This is a genomic window from Neobacillus sp. NPDC093127 (assembly GCF_044754175.1).
Lineage (GTDB): Bacteria > Bacillota > Bacilli > Bacillales > Cytobacillaceae > Neobacillus.
This window is the reverse complement of sequence record NZ_JBIVOP010000009.1, coordinates 40,971-57,866: the sequence shown is the minus strand read 5'-3', so window position 1 is coordinate 57,866 and position 16,896 is coordinate 40,971. Positions and strand designations below refer to the sequence as shown.

The window sequence follows — 16,896 nt, the reverse complement described above, 5'->3', positions numbered from 1 at the left end:
CCTTTAGTATAGCAAAAAGGAGAACCAATGGCTCTCCTTCGTAAAATAATACCAATTATTGATTTGTCACTTCGTCGATAATCGCGAGTGTCATTTCTGCGAGTTTATATAACTCTTCAAGCGGCATACGCTCGTTTGTGGTGTGGATTTCTTCATAGCCAACGGCAAGGTTCACAGTTGGGATGTTGAAGCCATTATACACGTTAGCGTCACTGCCGCCGCCGCTATGCTGCAGTTCACAGCTGCGGCCGATTTTGCCAGCTGCTTTGCGGGCAATTTCAACGACTTGGTCGCCTTCGCCGAATTTAAAGCCAGGATACATAATTTCAACTTCTACTTCGGCACGGCCGCCCATTTCTTCAGCAACCGTTTCAAATGCTTCTTTCATTTTGCTAACCTGATCTTCCATTTTTGCAGGAATAAGCGAACGCGCTTCTGCTAAAATATCAACACGGTCGCATACAATATTGGTTGCTTGCCCGCCTTCGAAACGGCCAATATTTGCCGTTGTTTCATGATCGATTCTTCCAAGCGGCATCCTCGCAATCGATTTTGCTGCAATCGTAATTGCGGATACTCCTTTTTCTGGTGCCACACCCGCATGAGCGGTTTTTCCGTAAATAACGGCTTTTACTTTTGCTTGCGTTGGCGCAGCGACAACTACGTTACCAACCAAGCCGTCGCTGTCAAGGGCATAACCATACTTCGCTTTCAACAATGATGGATCTATCGCTTTCGCACCAAGCAGACCGGATTCCTCGCCGACTGAAATCACAAATTGAATCAAGCCATGCGGAAGATTGTTTTCTTTTAGCAGGCGGATGGTTTCTAGCATAACAGAAATACCAGTTTTATCATCAGCACCTAAGATAGTCGTTCCGTCCGTAACAACATAGCCATCTTTAATCGACGGCTTAACTCCTTTAGCAGGTGTAACAGTATCCATATGGCAGTTAAAATAAATCGGATCAACGCCATCTTTCGTTGCCGCAAGAGTGCAAACTAAGTTTCCTGCGCCATGACCAGTCACAGCCATTGTATCGTCTTCAAAAACATCGAGACCTAAATCAGTAAATTTTTGCTTCAATACCTTCGCAATCTCAGCCTCGTATTTTGTTTCTGAGTCAATCTGTACAAGCTCTAAAAATTCATTCAACAGACGTTCTTGATTCACCATTTTATTGACCCCTCCATGTTATGTACTCACTATTCCAGTATACCTCTTTCCAGTTGATATCATCAAATGAAAGAAACAGTGAGTTTACTTAAAGCGGGATATTTCCATGTTTTTTATAGGGTCTGGACTCTTTTTTATTGCGCAGCATTTCCAGTGCTTGGATAATTTTGATTCTTGTTTCCCGTGGGTCGATGACATCATCGACCATGCCTCTGCTGGCCGCCACATATGGATTCGCAAACTTTTCCCGGTATTCATCAATTTTTTGTTGTCTGGTCAGCTCTGGATTATCGCTATTATTAATCTCTTTGGCAAAAATAATATTAGCAGCCCCCTGTGGCCCCATTACAGCAATTTCTGCATTTGGCCAAGCAAACACCAAGTCAGCACCAATAGACTTACTATTTAACGCTACATAGGCACCGCCATAGGCCTTTCTTAAAATAACCGTCAGCTTTGGTACGGTTGCTTCAGAATAAGCAAATAAAATTTTCGCTCCGTGGCGGATAATTCCCCCATGCTCCTGCTTAACTCCCGGGAAGAAACCAGTTACATCTTCAAACGTAATGATTGGGATATTAAAAGAATCACAGGTACGGATAAATCGGGCCGCCTTATCAGATGAATCAATATCCAATCCGCCAGCCATCACCTTCGGCTGATTGCAGACCAGACCAACTGTTTCTCCTTTCATTCTAGCAAAGCCAACGACAATATTCCTCGCAAAATCCTTGTGAATTTCCATAAACGAGTCTGCGTCCGTTACTTGTTCGATTACTTTACGAACATCATACGGGCGAACGGCATCGAACGGAATCACGTCGGTTAAATCCGGACGATAGTCGTTTTCATGCTCCACCTCTTGTCTTGGCGGTTTTTCTTCGTTATTTTGCGGCAGATACCCGAGCAGCCTCCGAACATTTTGTAAAACTTCAGCCTCTGACTCCGCTTGAAAATGGGCATTGCCGCTGATGGAGTTATGGACATTTGCCCCGCCAAGGTCCTCTGCAGAAATTTTCTCGCCTGTTACCGTTTCAATCACTTTCGGGCCAGTAATAAACATTTGGCTTGTTTTTTCGACCATAAACACAAAATCAGTAATGGCCGGCGAGTAAACAGCTCCGCCCGCACACGGACCCATAATCACAGAGATTTGTGGAATCACACCAGAATAAATCGCATTGCGATAAAAAATATGCCCATACCCATCAAGAGAAACCACCCCTTCTTGAATCCGTGCTCCGCCGGAATCATTAAGACCAACAAATGGGGTGCCGTTTTTTGCGGCAAGGTCCATGACATTGGCAATTTTTTTCGCATGCATTTCCCCTAATGCCCCGCCGAACACTGTAAAGTCCTGTGAAAACAGATAAATTGGACGGCCGTTTACCTTTCCAAATCCAGTCACGACTCCGTCTCCAGGTCCCTTTAGCTCATCGAGACCAAAATCATTTGTCCGGTGTTCAATGAACGGATTTAATTCGACAAACGTGCCTTTGTCTACTAACAGTTCAATTCTTTCTCTCGCTGTTAATTTTCCCTTTTCATGCTGCTTCTCAATTCGCTCATCACCGCCGCCAAGCTCAACCTCTCGGCGCTTATCATACAAATCATTAATTTTTTCATAAATGTCGATCATGACCCCTTCATCCCTTTCTTCTCACAAAGCTCGTATAAAACACCGGATGATGATTTTGGATGCATAAAGGCAATATGAGCTCCCCCTGCTCCAAGCCTTGGCTGTTCATCAATCATACGAATGCCTTTTTCATTCATTTCGCTGATTCGTTCTTCAATCGATTCAACGCCAAGGGCAACATGGTGGATGCCTTCCCCGCGTTTTTCGATAAATTTAGCAATCGGACTTTCCTCCGATGTCGGCTCAAGCAACTCCAGTTTTGTTTGACCTGCTTGTAAAAACGCTACTTTGACCTTTTGACTGTCAACCTCTTCGATAGCTAGCAATGTAAGCTTCAACACATTCGTATAAAATGGAAGTGTAAGTTCAAGAGATTTCACGGCAATTCCAATATGGTCGACTTTTTTAATCATGCATACCCCTCTGTTCCAATTTTAAAATAGTTTCGACAATTATTGTATTCGGTAAAAAGTTCATAAATCCTTCCCAAAATTGCTAACTAGTTCCGTTGTCCATTTTGACTTTTCCCTGTACAATAGGAATATAGCTATTGAAGTAAAGGGAGGTACCTACATTGCAAAAAAAGAAGACAAGGAAAATCATTGTTTATTTAATGCTATTCGCCATGCTTGCCTCAACTCTCTTAATTGGAATCGGTTCATTACTATAATAAACATATTAAGAAGGGACTGTTCGAATGAACAGTCCCTTTTGCTTATTTGATAGCCCCGTTTTCCTGAGCCAGCTTTTCAAATGATTTTTTTGAAGTGATGACTAATATTTTTGTTCCTAATGGGATTAACGGAAATAGTGAAGAAACAACCTCATTCTGCGAGCGAATACATCCTTGGGAGACGTATTTTCCAATTGATGCGGGCTGATTCGTTCCATGAATACCGTAGATGCGTCCATCCGTTCCTTTTGCATCAAAGCCAATCCACCTAACCCCGAGTGGGTTTGCAGGATCCCCGCCTGGAATATTTCCCCTTCGGAAATAAGGATCTTTTGCTTTTACCGTTATCGTAAACAGACCTTCAGGTGTTAAATCCTGCGTCATTCCCGTACCGACACTTACGACCGTTTGGACTTTGTTTTCACTAATAAAGGCTAGTTCATTTCTACTTTTATTGACAATTACAAACGGGTCACCAGGAACAGGGTTCGGTCCCAGCGGCCATAGTGGTGAAAGGAAAAAAGTCATCAGGATTGGCGATAAGATTTTCAACAAACCATCCACCTGCCTTTTTTCCCTAGTTTGCTTCAAATTTCTTTCTTTCATTCACTTTCTTTTTATCGCTTGAAAGGAACTTTTAATGATTAAATAGTCGTTCATTTCGTTGACTAATTGCAGCAGTGCTGCCCTGGTTTCAAATTCCTCTCTTGTTTTCGGCAGCTCCATTTCTTCAAATTCCTTTTTCATCCCGTTTAATTTATCAATATATAGATGCGCCGTATTCCCAGGGTGAATATTTTCTGATAGTTCCACAAGAAAATCAGCAATCATTTTCCCTTGTGTTACTTTGCTAGTAATGGATGTAACAATTGGTAACACCCGCTCAATGATTTCAAATTGTTTTTCTCTCATTTTAAAATAGTGAAAATAAATATTTTCTTCCCTTAAAAAGTGATTTTCCATATCCCTTAACGCCAGCATTTTGGCTTCATCAAGCAAACGGGCACTTTCGGTAATTTCTTTGCCCTCCCAATCGCTTTCTCCTGTTCTTAAGTAACGCACCATTTCATAGAATATTATCTTAAAATTTTCCTCAATTTTACGTTGATAGTCCCCCAATATTTTTTCAATGCTTGGCATATAAAGATTAATGAGCAAAGCAACACCTATACCCACTGAAATTACCCCAAGCTCATTTAAAAAATTGGCTAGAGATATATTGTGAGCCATATAGATGTGTAAAATAATAACGCTGCTTGTCACAACACCATCTTTTGCCTTCAACATTACAAGAGTTGGTATAAAGAATACGAGCATAACCCCGATAACAAGCGGATGGTAGGCAATCCCCTCGAAAAACACGGCAGAAAAAGGCATGGCTAAAACACAGGCTAAAAATCGATCCCATGAGGTTCGAAGCGATCTCCTTTTCGTCACCTGAATACATAGAATCGTTAAAATACCTGCCGAAGCAAAGTTGTGAAGCCCGAGCTGCTGCGCGATTAAGATTGAAATAGCCGTGCCTGCAGCCGTTTTGATGGTTCGATATCCGATGCGATATTTCATATTTCATCTCTCCAAAAGTAAAAAAGATGATCCCTTAAGACCATCTTTAGCATATCCTTATTAAAGCATTTTTTGCAAGAAATCCTGTGCCCTTTTGCTTTTTGGATTGGCGAAGAATTCTTTTGGCGGGGCATCTTCAACGAGTACGCCGCCATCAAGGAACAAAACCCGGTCAGCGACTTCTCTTGCAAAACCCATTTCATGTGTCACAATCGCCATCGTCATGCCTGTATCGACAAGTGATTTCATGACCTCAAGAACCTCTTTGACCATTTCCGGATCAAGAGCAGACGTTGGTTCATCAAACAGCATAACCTCCGGCTCCATCGCCAACGCTCGGGCAATCGCCACCCGCTGTTTCTGCCCGCCAGATAATTTTGTAGGATATTCATTGGCTTTTTCCGATAAGCCTACTTGTTCCAATAGCTTATAGGCTACTTTTTCCGCTTGATCCTTTGATAGCCCTTTTACTTTAATAGGTGCATAAGTAAGATTTTGCAAAACCGTTTTATGCGGAAACAAATGAAAGTGTTGAAAAACCATGCCGACATTTTGCCGCACCTTCAGAATGTTTGCTTTTTTATCGGTAACATCTACATTTCCTACCCAAATCTTCCCCTTAGTTGGTTCTTCAAGTAAATTCAAACAGCGGAGGAAAGTAGATTTACCAGACCCTGAAGGGCCAATGATTGCTACTACTTCCCCTTTATTAATGGAGGTGGAAATGCCTTTTAGAACTTCTAGTTTTCCATAGTTCTTATACAAGTTTTCGATCTTAATCACTGCGTCTCATTCTCCCTTCAAGCGCTTTTCCTAAGAAGGTCAAGGTAATCACCATTAAGTAATAAATTAAGCCCGCTATTAATAATGGCTCAAAAAAGGAGTAGTTTTCCGCCCCCACCTGATAGGACCGGCGCATAATATCCATAACCCCGATTGTGGTGACAATCGCCGATTCCTTGGTTAGGGTAATAAATTCGTTCATTAACGCCGGAAGGATATTTTTAAGTGCCTGAGGAAGAATGATATCCCACATCATTTTTCCATACGGCACACCTAAAGCCATGGCTGCTTCCTGCTGCCCTTTATCAACAGCGAGAATTCCTGCCCTGATAATTTCTGAAATATAGGCTCCTGAATTAAGTGCAAATGACAAAATGGCCGCAGTATATGGCTCAATTTGATAGCCGATTAGCTGCGGTGAACCATAATAGATCAGCATCAATTGCAATACTAACGGTGTCCCGCGGAAAATCGAGGTATACACATCTGCAACCCAGTTAAGAATTTTTACCGAGCTAATTTTAAATAATGATAAAATGATTCCAAGTGCAAACCCTAATACCCCAGCTAATAGCACAATTTGAAGGGTAACTAAAATCCCTTTTAAAATATAGGGCATGGAGGGAATGAATTGAGTAAAATCTAAGTTCATTCATCTTCCGTCCTCTCTTTAATAAAAATATTTAGAGACGCTCAGAATCGAACGTCTCTCGCGAATCTAGTCTATTGTTCCCCGCCGAACCACTTTACAACCAATTTTTGCAGCTCGCCGTTATCTTTCATTTTCTTTAACTCTTTGTTAAATTTCGCTGTTAACTCACTGTTTTTCGGAAAGGCAATTGCAGAACCTGCTTCTTTAGGGTCATCACTAAGGGTGAAGCCTGCAAAATCTTTTTCTTTCTCCAAATACCCTTTTGCTACTGTGTCTTCAATAATCGCAGCATCAAAACGGCCTGATTTGATTTCTTGAATGAGATCTGGAATACGATTACGGTTTTCAATTTTAATCGGCACTTCTTTATTGATTTCCTGCGCTTTCCCTTCTTGAATCGAGCCAAGCTGAACACCAACCGTTTTTCCTTTTAAATCCGCAATTGATTTAATGCCGCTGTCTTTTTTAGAAACTATTAAGTGATGGGCTGTATAATAAATATCGCTGAAATCAACGTTCTTTTTCCTTTTTTCCGTTGGCGTCATTCCCGCTAGGACAAAATCGGCTTGTCCTGATTTCAAGGATTGAACTAAACCACTGAAATCCATATCCTTAACCTTGACTTCGTATCCAAGGTTTTTCGCAATTGCCTTAGCTAGATCCGCATCAAAGCCAATGATCTCATCACTTTTTCCCGTTTCAACATATTCAAATGGCGGGTAATCCGCAGAGGTTGCCATTACTAATACTTTCTTATCCCCGCTTTTCTTATTTGCTTTATCGCTCGTACCGCATGCGGCAAGCAATCCGACTGTCAGCATCATGGTAAATAATAAAATAAAGCTCTTTTTCATTTGTTTTCCTCCTATAATTTATCTGAAAACTCGAACTCTTAATAATCAGCTCATTTTCAAGATAGATAGATTATTTGATTAATAATTATTCAATGTAATGAATTTTAACACAAACTAATAATTATGCAAATATGTTTTTAAAAATTCGTATATGTTTTTTTACTGTAATTTTTTCCATAGAAAAAGGACTAACCTCCTGATAAGAGATTAGTCCTTATGATTTTTAGCTTAAAATTCTTCGCAGTATTCATCAAATTCTTTTTGCAGTCTTGAAACAACTGTCGCCGGATCAAAGCCTTCAATTTGATGTCTTTCGACCATTGAGAGAATCTTTCCATCTTTTAATAACGCAAAAGATGGTGAGGATGGCGGGTAACCGGTGAAAAAGTTTCTGGCTGTTTCGGTTGCTTCCTTATCCTGACCGGCAAAAACGGTAACCAGGTGATCTGGACGCTTATCATAATGAACAGCATGAGCAGCTGCAGGACGGGCAATGCCGCCGGCACAGCCACAAACAGAATTAATCATTACTAAGGTTGTTCCCTTTTGCGCAAGGGCTTCTTCAACATCCCCAGGTGTTTTCAGTTCTTTATACCCAGCAGACACGATTTCTTGACGTGCTTGGTTAACTACATCATTCATAAAAAAGTTAAAGTCCATGCTCATAAAAATGTCACTCCTTAGTGTTTTACATAACTACATCATACCAGTTAAAATGTGTTTTTTCCAAATGAAATGATTATTGTTTATTCGTTAAAAAGGTATTAAATAGAGTTTCAACAGCAGCGGCGACCGTCTTTTCTCCTGCAATGACTTCATTTTCTAACTTAGGCAGCTGATTTTTTACCCCACGGTGCTGATAGAAATGAAATTCGAGCTGATCGGTAATCATCGAATAAAGCCATTCTCTTGCCTGACTTTTCCTTCTCTCGTCAAACACTCCTGATGCTTTGCCTGTTTGTTCAAAGGATTGAATGACCTTCCAGATTTCACTGATTCCCTCCTCGGTCATTGAGGAACATGTATATGCCTTTGTTGCCCAGCCCTTAGTAGCTGGCTGCAGAAAGTGGAGGATGCGGTTATACTCTTTTCTTGTCTGCTCCGCTTTCTGCTTATTTGCTCCATCTGCTTTGTGAACAAGAATCGCATCAGCCAGTTCCATGATTCCCTTTTTCATCCCTTGCAATTCGTCTCCTGCTCCCGTTAGCACAAGGAGCATGAAAAAGTCGACCATATCCCGAATAATGACTTCACTTTGGCCAACCCCTACTGTTTCGATTAAAATCACATCAAAACCCGCCGCTTCACAAAGCAGCAGCGATTCCCTTGTTTTCCGGTGTACCCCGCCAAGCTTTCCCGCAGTTGGTGAGGGACGGATGAAGGCTCTTGGGTTTCTCGCCAATTGCTCCATCCGTGTTTTGTCTCCAAGAATACTGCCGCCGCTAATACTCGAGCTTGGATCAATAGCCAAGACGGCAACCCGGTGGCCGAGATCACATAAATAACTTCCAAAGGCTTCAATAAAGGTACTTTTGCCCGCGCCGGGGACACCGGTGATGCCTATGCGGATGGATTTTCCGCCATAAGGCAGAAGTTTTTGCAAGAGCTGCTGCGCTTTTTGGAAATGCTGTTCGGCATTGCTTTCCACTAGGGTGAGGGCCCTTGCCAGCAGGCTCCGATCACCTTTTAATACACCTTCATAAAGCTCATCAACTGATGGTTCCGAGTTCCTTCGTTTTTGAAAACGGATATTTTTTTGAATCGAAGCCGCTTGACCTTCATGCTCCTGACCTTTTCTTACGACACTTGAACAATTTTCAGGATTATTTGGGTCACTCCATTCCGGTTTTTGATCCGCTGCCATTACTCTGACACTTCCTCATAACCAAGTTGCTTATAAATCTCCTTGATGACCTTTTGGGCTGCAACAGGAATAATCGTCCCTGGCCCAAAGATAGCCGATGCACCGTGTTCATATAAGAATTGATAATCTTGGGCAGGAATAACTCCGCCAATAACAACCAAAATATCTTCCCGTCCTAATCTTCTTAGTTCATCCACTAACTGTGGTAACAACGTTTTATGCCCGGCAGCAAGTGAACTCATGCCAATTACATGAACATCGTTTTCAACAGCCTGTAATGCGGATTCTTCAGCCGTTTGGAACAATGGACCGATATCAACATCGAAGCCGAGATCGGCAAATGCAGTGGCAATGACCTTCGCTCCGCGGTCATGACCGTCCTGGCCCATCTTTGCCACTAATATTCTTGGTCTTCTGCCTTCATTTTCAAGAAATTCATCGGTCATTTTTTGTACTTCCGTGATTTCCTCCTCATTGTTAAACGCCGTACTATATACACCGCTAATCGAGCGGATGATGGCTTTATGTCGCCCGGCGGCCTTCTCTATCGCATCAGAGATTTCACCAAGAGTTGCCCGCACTCGGGCGGCCTGTACTGCGAGCTCCAATAAGTTTTGCTCACCTGTTTCCGCTGCCTTCGTTAAAGCCCTCAGTGCTTCTTCCACTTTATGGTCATCACGACTGGCTTTCAAGGAACCTAATTTTTCGATTTGTTTTACACGGACAGCCGTATTATCAATATCTAAAATATCAATTGCCTCTTCCTTTTCGAGGCGGTAACGATTGACGCCAATGATTGTTTCCTTCCCGGAATCAATTTGCGCTTGTCTTCGGGCGGCTGCCTCCTCAATTCTCATCTTCGGCAGACCTGTTTCAATTGCCTGCGCCATTCCCCCGAGACCTTCAATCTCTTCAATATGTGTCCAAGCTCTTTGCACCAATTCATCGGTCAATTTTTCAACATAATATGAGCCTGCCCACGGATCAATGACCTTCGTGATTCCCGTTTCTTCTTGCAAAAATAACTGCGTATTGCGGGCGATTCGGGCCGAGAAGTCCGTTGGTAAGGCAATCGCCTCATCTAAGGCATTGGTATGCAGTGATTGGGTGTGGCCCATTGCCGCAGCCTGAGCCTCAATCAGTGTTCTAGTAACATTGTTAAAAGGGTCCTGCTCGGTCAAACTCCAGCCTGATGTTTGCGAATGGGTTCTTAGTGCTAATGATTTTTCATTTTTCGGATTAAAAGTGTTCATCATCTTTGCCCAAATCAATCTTGCCGCCCGCATCTTGGCTACTTCCATGAAATAATTCATCCCAATCGCCCAGAAAAACGACAGTCTTGGGGCAAATGAGTCAATTTCAATTCCAGCCTTAAGACCTGTCCTTACGTATTCCAAACCATCTGCAAGTGTATAGGCTAGCTCTAAATCCGCCGGTGCCCCTGCCTCCTGCATGTGATAACCGGAAATACTAATACTATTAAACTTTGGCATGTATTTTGACGTATATTCAAAAATATCCGCAATAATTTTCATCGACATTTCAGGCGGGTAAATATACGTATTACGAACCATATATTCTTTTAAAATATCATTTTGAATCGTTCCGGACAGCTTATCCTGGCTGACTCCCTGTTCCTCGGCCGTTACGATAAAATATGCCAGTATAGGAAGAACCGCCCCGTTCATTGTCATCGAAACAGACATTTGATCAAGTGGAATTCCGTCAAAGAGCGTTTTCATGTCGAGAACGGAGTCAATCGCCACACCCGCTTTACCAACATCACCAACAACCCGTGGATGGTCGGAATCATAGCCGCGGTGGGTTGCTAAATCAAAGGCGACCGATAACCCCTTTTGCCCCATCGCTAGATTGCGCCGGTAAAAGGCGTTACTTTCCTCAGCCGTTGAAAACCCTGCGTATTGTCTGACCGTCCATGGACGATTGACATACATCGTTGGATAGGGCCCACGTGTATATGGCGGTAGTCCAGGAAGATCATCAAGATGCTCTATCCCCTCGCGATCTTCTTTCGTATAAAGCGGTTTTAGAGAGATTTGTTCATTTGTTTCAAACAGTAGGTCATCAATGGACGTTTCAATATCTTGTTTGGCTTTTTCTCGCCACTGTTCCTTTGTCACAAAGCTTTGATCGCTAAACAATGGGATTTTTTGAAAATCAGGCTTTTGTTTTTTCATTGGTGGTCACCTCCAGCTCGCTCAAGATTGCCGACAGAGTTTCATAGCAGTTGCTTTTCAGGTGGATAAACTGCTTAATGCCTTCGTTTATCCAATGGGATTGGTTTTCTTTTTCGGGAAGTCCAGCTAAATAAAAAAACCGCTCAGGGAATTCGGCCTTTAATGCCGCTAGGATTTCATGACCAATCGTTTCATACTGCTGATTGGTGCCGCAGATGCAAACGTACTTACTCTGCAGGTCTGAGATAAATTGTTTAGCCTCTTCTAATGATAAAATAGGATTGCTTTCTACAGCTATGACCCCGCCCGGAGCAAAAAATCCCTTCATAAAATCGAGTCTTGCTTTATGCTGTTTTAGCTCACCAAGACAAATCAAACCTACTGAAGGCTTCGCAGCTAATTTTTCTTCGATACCCTTTGCTTTTCTCCGCAATTCTTCATATGGTTCTGCCAATCTCCTTTCGGTAATGGCTTCAATTTTTTCTCCATCCGCAAAATACGGTTTCTCATTTAAAAGGGGTTTTCGAGGTACAATTTCAGCTAAATTAGCATAGACATTCGTTCCGACAATGCTTTGTTTTCTTGTTTGGATATCACTATTCTTTTTGTCATATGCAGCAGTTATTTCCTTCTGGAGCCAACTGGATTTTAATACTTCAAGACTGCCGCCTTGGGCATCGATTTGTTGGAAAAACTCCCACGCTTTTTCAGCGAGTTGATTAGTTAATGCTTCTACATACCAAGAACCGCCGGCAGGATCTATTACTTTTTTTAGATGCGCCTCTTCCTTTAAGAGCAGTTGGATATTTCTTGCAATCCTTTCGGAAAACGGTGATGCACCAGTGAGTTCATCGAAAGGACTTACATGTAAATATTGGACTCCCCCAATTACTGCCGCAAATGCTTCATTCCCTCCTCTTAGCAGGTTTACATGGGGGTCATGAACAGTTTTGGTAAAAGAAGAAGTTTCCGCAGCAATTACCATCCCACGTATTTCTTCTTTTGCACCATACAGTTCGGTTATTCGGTTCCAGAGGACGCGCGCTGCCCGCAGTTTAGCAATTTCCATGAAATAATTACTGCCAATCGCGAATTGGAAGATCATTTTTGTTAAAATTTCCTCCAGCTCTATTCCTTTTTCCTGCAGTTTTTCAAGATAATAGACTCCTGCCGCGATGGCAATCCCAAGCTCTTGAACAGCATTTGCCCCTCCTTTATGATAAGGAACAGTATCAATTAAGATTGTCCGTAAATTAGGAAATTTCTTATTTGATTGTTGAATGTTTTTTACCCAGTTATTGAAAAATTCATCGGAAATCTGTCCTGCTTCTGCAAATATGGCAAGAGGGTCGGAACCAATATATCCGCTGATTTGATCGTGGTTATCCAATTCAGCGATTGCTGCTAAAAATGCAGTTTGTAAATCCTTAGTGTTGATAGCAAATGGATATTGCTGATATGACTTTCCTAGTAAATTTACTAGGCTTTCCTCTGCTTCAAACAATACCTGCTTCACTTCAAAGGAAATAGCTGATTGCCCTTTTTCAAATGATTGTTGGAGTTTCTCTTTCAAATCTTCAGTAGTTTGATAAGTAATTCGCTGTGCAGCCTTCCATTCGTTTGTTCTATATCCAAGTGGGAAAATTCCTCTTCTGAAATCTGAACCACCTGGGAATTCTGGAAGGGGCTGCTCATTCTGTCTTGTATAAAGCGGTTTCAAAACTATGTTTTCATATGTAGTAGTTTGTAATGATTCGACGGTCTTGCCTTTTAGAGATACTTCTGCTTTTGCTTCCCATTCATGCCTTGTCATTAAGGCAAAAGACTGATTCTTTATTTTTTCCAAACTCCCCATCCCCCTTCAATTACTAATTGAAGTAAAATTCAATTAATTCTTCTAAATACTATTTTATGGTACAAATAGAATTCAGGCAATGAAAAGCGTTTTAAGAGAAGGATTGGATAATTTAAACAAAAGAGTCTTGACATATTTTGATTTACAAATTATCATAAAATCAACTACTTTGTATAACAAGGTAGTTGATTTTTACACAACTATCTTGTTATACAATATACCAAAAGAAAGGTTGCCGATCATGTCACTAAGGAGCCAATTGTTAAAAGGAATTTTAGATGGTTGCGTACTTTCTGTGATTGAGAAAGAGCCAATTTACGGCTATGAACTTTCAAAAAAACTGCAAGCGGCAGGGCTTGACGATGTAAGTGAAGGAACAATCTATCCTGTTTTACTGCGACTGCAAAAAAATGGACTTATACGAGGTGAAATGCAGCCTTCGCTTTCGGGGCCAAATCGAAAGTATTATTTTTTAACAGAGGCGGGGCGTGAAGCACTTACGGAAATTGCACTGGAGTGGGAGCAAGTCGTTTTACCAGTAAGTGTATTGTTAAAAAGGAGGAAGGGTAATGATTGAGGCTAAGCAATTGATTGAAATTAATAATCGGAGAAGGTCAGAATTAACACCTGAGAACGAAAAATATTATTCAGATTTTCTGATTTATATTCGGCTCCAGTTTTTCCTGTCCGAACAACAATCGGAAGAAGTTTTAATGGAGATATTAGATCATCTAATTGATGGACAAAATGAAGGTAAGCCTGCTTCGGTTATTTTCGGAGATGATCCAAAAGAATTCGCAGATGAAATCATCCGGCAAATTCCTAATGAGGATAAGAAAAACGTGGGAAGGCTTATTTCAGGGATAGCTCTTAACTTAGCGGGACTATTGTTAATGATTCGCGGAATTATTTTATTAATCATATCTTTCTTTAAAGATATTAATACCATAGTTTACCCACTTCAATCTCTAGTGATGCTTGGGGTAATTCTTTGTTTTAGCCTTATAGGTGTTTGGGGTATATTTAAGATTATTAAAGGCTCCGTTTTTAAAGAAAAACAAAGGAATCTGAAGGATACAGTATTATGTGGTACCATAGGTGCAGCATGTACGGGGATTACGATTGGAGTTAACTACCTGCTACCGAATTTCGGGCCATCCTTTCAGTTCACTTGGCTTGCTTCATTGATTTTAGGAGCTATTATTTTCGGATTGTCTAAGATTTTAAAATACTAAGCCACTGGGATTAGCTTGTTCTCTGCGCTTCGGGCGCTTTGACCCTTATAAACAAAACAACCGCTGCCTCAATGGCAGCGGTCATTTGTTTTTTAATAAATTGAAGTTGTTGATTTTGAAGTATTTTCGAGAATTTCCTTCACACGTTGTAAGAAACGGCCGCAAACGAGACCATCTAATACTCTGTGATCAAGGGACATACATAGATTCACCATGTCGCGAACCGCTATCATGCCATGATTCATAACGACTGGGCGCTTGACAATTGACTCCACCTGTAGAATCGCTGCCTGCGGGTAATTAATGATACCCATAGATTGAACAGAGCCGAAAGAGCCTGTATTGTTCACGGTGAATGTTCCACCCTGCATATCCTCCGATCGAAGCTTCCCTGTTCTAACCTTTACAGCAAGCTCGGAGATTTCACGGGCAATTCCCTTAATCGTTTTTTCGTCGGCATTTTTGATAACTGGGACATACAGTGCATCATCGGTTGCAACCGCAATCGAAATATTGATGTCTTTTTTCTGGATGATTTTTTCCCCTGCCCACATCGAATTGATTTGTGGGAATTCTTTTAATGCCTGTGCCACTGCCTTCACAAAGAAAGCAAAGAATGTTAAATTAAAGCCTTCTTTTTTCTTAAACTCGTCTTTTAGTGAGTTTCGATACTCAACCAAGTTAGTTGCATCCACTTCAATCATGGTCCAAGCATGTGGTGCTTCGTGCTTGCTGCGCAGCATATTAGCTGCAATCGCTTTTCGGATACCTGTTACCGGAATTTCTATGTCACCAGCAGTAACTGGGATATTCACCGCAGGTGCCGCCTGTGCTGGACTAGAAACAGGCTGCGCCACTTCTTCTTTGGCAGCCGGGGCTGCTGCAGGAACTACCGGCGCCTCTACCTTTTGTCCTGCAGCCGGAATAGTTCCCGCCTCAATCAATTTCAGCAAATCTTTCCTTGTAATCCGTCCACCCGCACCGGTGCCTGACACCTGTGTTAAATCAATGCCATGTTCTTGAGAAATTTTCAGCACTGCAGGAGAGTAACGGGCTCTGTTTCCTTGGTCTGTTTGGGCTGCGGCTGCAGCAGTCTTTTCAGGAACTGACTCTTGCTTTCCACTTGAAGATGGGGTTTCCCCGCCATTACTACCTTCAATCTCAATTGTACAAATAATTTCTCCGACTGCTAAGGTATCCCCTTCACCAGCAATTAACTCTTTAATTACACCTGTAAAGGAGGACGGGACTTCTGCATTTACTTTATCTGTCATTACCTCTGCAAGGGGGTCGTATTTATTTACTTTGTCACCTACGGAAACAAGCCACTTACTGATGGTACCTTCGGTTACACTTTCCCCTAACTGAGGCATTTTTATCTGTTCAATTGCCACTGTTCCATACCTCCTATCAATACTCCGCAAGCTCGCGCATTGCTTTTTCGATCTTTTCAGGATTTACCATAAAGAATTTTTCCATCGTTGGTGCATATGGCATTGCCGGTACATCCGGTCCAGCTAGACGCTTAATAGGAGCATCTAATTCAAATAAACAATTTTCAGCTATAATCGCTGACACTTCACTGATAATGCTGCCTTCTTTGTTATCCTCGGTCACAAGCAGGACTTTCCCCGTCTTGGAAGCAGCTTCAATGATTGCTTCTTTATCAAGAGGATAGACAGTGCGCAAATCAAGAATATGAGCGGAAATTCCATCACCAGCTAATTTCTCCGCAGCTTGAAGGGCAAAATGAACGCAAAGACCATATGTAATAACTGTAATGTCTTCTCCTTCACGCTTCACATCTGCTTTGCCAATTGGCAAGGTGTAATCATCTGTTGGAACCTCACCCTTTATTAAACGATAGGCCCGTTTATGCTCGAAAAATAATACGGGGTCGTTATCGCGAATCGCAGCTTTCAATAAGCCCTTCGCATCATATGGAGTCGATGGCATCACTATTTTCAAACCAGGCTGATTGGCAAATACTGCTTCAACCGATTGGGAATGATATAATGCGCCATGAACGCCGCCGCCATAAGGAGCACGAATAACCATCGGACAGCTCCAGTCGTTATTCGAACGATAGCGAATTTTAGCAGCTTCCGAGATAATCTGATTAACGGCCGGCATAATAAAATCGGCAAACTGCATTTCGGCAATTGGGCGCATGCCGTACATCGCGGCACCGATTCCAACACCGGCAATTGCTGATTCTGCGAGAGGTGTATCGATGACACGTTCTTCACCAAATTGCTCATATAAGCCTTGTGTCGCTTTAAATACGCCGCCTTTTACGCCAACGTCTTCTCCGAGTACAAAAACCTTTGGATCTCTTTCCATTTCCTCACGAATGGCCATTGTAATTGAATCTATATATGAAATGATCGCCATGATATG

17 protein-coding genes are annotated in these 16,896 nt (G+C 41.9%); 3 read left to right on the top strand and 14 right to left on the bottom strand.

What is annotated here, in order from left to right:
• Window positions 1-55: 55 nt before the first annotated feature.
• The 3 genes from ACIQCO_RS13900 to mce all read right to left on the bottom strand — a co-directional run bounded on the left by ACIQCO_RS13900 (window position 56) and on the right by mce (window position 3,229).
• The gene (locus tag ACIQCO_RS13900; RefSeq protein WP_400429449.1) at window positions 56-1,177 is read right to left on the bottom strand and encodes a tripeptidase T; all 1,122 of its coding nucleotides are present in this window, start codon (window positions 1,175-1,177) and stop codon (window positions 56-58) included.
• An 88-nt stretch (window positions 1,178-1,265) separates the two neighbouring features.
• Complete coding sequence (locus ACIQCO_RS13895; RefSeq protein WP_400429446.1) at window positions 1,266-2,816, bottom strand: acyl-CoA carboxylase subunit beta; 1,551 nt, start codon at window positions 2,814-2,816, stop codon at window positions 1,266-1,268.
• Window positions 2,813-3,229, bottom strand: a complete 417-nt coding sequence (gene mce, locus ACIQCO_RS13890) for a methylmalonyl-CoA epimerase (RefSeq protein WP_400429443.1) — start codon at window positions 3,227-3,229, stop codon at window positions 2,813-2,815. Before mce ends, ACIQCO_RS13895 begins: the two co-directional genes overlap by 4 nt.
• A gap of 161 nt (window positions 3,230-3,390) precedes the next feature.
• On the opposite strand from mce, the gene prli42 reads away from it, so the two are divergent.
• Window positions 3,391-3,486 carry a stressosome-associated protein Prli42 gene (gene prli42 / locus ACIQCO_RS13885; RefSeq protein ID WP_152681152.1) on the top strand — a complete coding sequence of 32 codons (96 nt, stop codon included), beginning with the start codon at window positions 3,391-3,393 and terminating at the stop codon, window positions 3,484-3,486.
• 45 nt (window positions 3,487-3,531) lie between these two features.
• Here prli42 and ACIQCO_RS13880 read toward each other — a convergent pair whose 3' ends face one another.
• The 9 genes from ACIQCO_RS13880 to ACIQCO_RS13840 all read right to left on the bottom strand — a co-directional run bounded on the left by ACIQCO_RS13880 (window position 3,532) and on the right by ACIQCO_RS13840 (window position 13,261).
• Window positions 3,532-4,044, bottom strand: coding sequence for a L,D-transpeptidase (locus ACIQCO_RS13880; RefSeq protein ID WP_400429822.1), 513 nt, complete (start codon window positions 4,042-4,044; stop codon window positions 3,532-3,534).
• A 51-nt stretch (window positions 4,045-4,095) separates the two neighbouring features.
• Complete coding sequence (locus ACIQCO_RS13875) at window positions 4,096-5,055, bottom strand: aromatic acid exporter family protein (RefSeq protein WP_400429441.1); 960 nt, start codon at window positions 5,053-5,055, stop codon at window positions 4,096-4,098.
• A 60-nt stretch (window positions 5,056-5,115) separates the two neighbouring features.
• Window positions 5,116-5,838 carry an amino acid ABC transporter ATP-binding protein gene (locus ACIQCO_RS13870; protein WP_400429438.1) on the bottom strand — a complete coding sequence of 241 codons (723 nt, stop codon included), beginning with the start codon at window positions 5,836-5,838 and terminating at the stop codon, window positions 5,116-5,118.
• On the bottom strand, window positions 5,831-6,490 hold the full coding sequence (locus ACIQCO_RS13865; protein ID WP_400429435.1) for an amino acid ABC transporter permease: 660 nt from the start codon (window positions 6,488-6,490) through the stop codon (window positions 5,831-5,833). Before ACIQCO_RS13865 ends, ACIQCO_RS13870 begins: the two co-directional genes overlap by 8 nt.
• 71 nt (window positions 6,491-6,561) lie before the next feature.
• Window positions 6,562-7,344 carry a transporter substrate-binding domain-containing protein gene (locus tag ACIQCO_RS13860; protein WP_400429433.1) on the bottom strand — a complete coding sequence of 261 codons (783 nt, stop codon included), beginning with the start codon at window positions 7,342-7,344 and terminating at the stop codon, window positions 6,562-6,564.
• A gap of 228 nt (window positions 7,345-7,572) precedes the next feature.
• Window positions 7,573-8,010 carry a BrxA/BrxB family bacilliredoxin gene (locus ACIQCO_RS13855; RefSeq protein WP_400429430.1) on the bottom strand — a complete coding sequence of 146 codons (438 nt, stop codon included), beginning with the start codon at window positions 8,008-8,010 and terminating at the stop codon, window positions 7,573-7,575.
• Window positions 8,011-8,083: 73 nt separating this feature from the next.
• Window positions 8,084-9,208 (bottom strand): methylmalonyl Co-A mutase-associated GTPase MeaB, encoded by a 1,125-nt coding sequence (gene meaB, locus ACIQCO_RS13850; RefSeq protein WP_400429428.1) that lies wholly within the window; start codon window positions 9,206-9,208, stop codon window positions 8,084-8,086.
• Window positions 9,208-11,406 carry a methylmalonyl-CoA mutase gene (scpA, locus tag ACIQCO_RS13845; RefSeq protein ID WP_400429427.1) on the bottom strand — a complete coding sequence of 733 codons (2,199 nt, stop codon included), beginning with the start codon at window positions 11,404-11,406 and terminating at the stop codon, window positions 9,208-9,210. The genes meaB and scpA overlap by 1 nt, the downstream gene beginning before the upstream one ends.
• On the bottom strand, window positions 11,387-13,261 hold the full coding sequence (locus ACIQCO_RS13840) for a methylmalonyl-CoA mutase family protein (RefSeq protein WP_400429425.1): 1,875 nt from the start codon (window positions 13,259-13,261) through the stop codon (window positions 11,387-11,389). The genes scpA and ACIQCO_RS13840 overlap by 20 nt, the downstream gene beginning before the upstream one ends.
• A 241-nt stretch (window positions 13,262-13,502) precedes the next feature.
• On the opposite strand from ACIQCO_RS13840, the gene ACIQCO_RS13835 reads away from it, so the two are divergent.
• Together ACIQCO_RS13835 and ACIQCO_RS13830 are read left to right on the top strand one after the other, a co-directional pair.
• Window positions 13,503-13,838, top strand: coding sequence for a PadR family transcriptional regulator (locus ACIQCO_RS13835; RefSeq protein ID WP_400429820.1), 336 nt, complete (start codon window positions 13,503-13,505; stop codon window positions 13,836-13,838).
• Window positions 13,831-14,496 (top strand): DUF1129 family protein, encoded by a 666-nt coding sequence (locus ACIQCO_RS13830; RefSeq protein ID WP_400429423.1) that lies wholly within the window; start codon window positions 13,831-13,833, stop codon window positions 14,494-14,496. Before ACIQCO_RS13835 ends, ACIQCO_RS13830 begins: the two co-directional genes overlap by 8 nt.
• Window positions 14,497-14,588: 92 nt before the next feature.
• Here ACIQCO_RS13830 and ACIQCO_RS13825 read toward each other — a convergent pair whose 3' ends face one another.
• The gene (locus ACIQCO_RS13825) at window positions 14,589-15,890 is read right to left on the bottom strand and encodes a dihydrolipoamide acetyltransferase family protein (protein WP_400429421.1); all 1,302 of its coding nucleotides are present in this window, start codon (window positions 15,888-15,890) and stop codon (window positions 14,589-14,591) included.
• Between the two features lie 16 nt (window positions 15,891-15,906).
• On the bottom strand, window positions 15,907-16,890 hold the full coding sequence (locus ACIQCO_RS13820; protein ID WP_400429418.1) for an alpha-ketoacid dehydrogenase subunit beta: 984 nt from the start codon (window positions 16,888-16,890) through the stop codon (window positions 15,907-15,909).
• Between the last annotated feature and the right edge of the window lie 6 nt (window positions 16,891-16,896).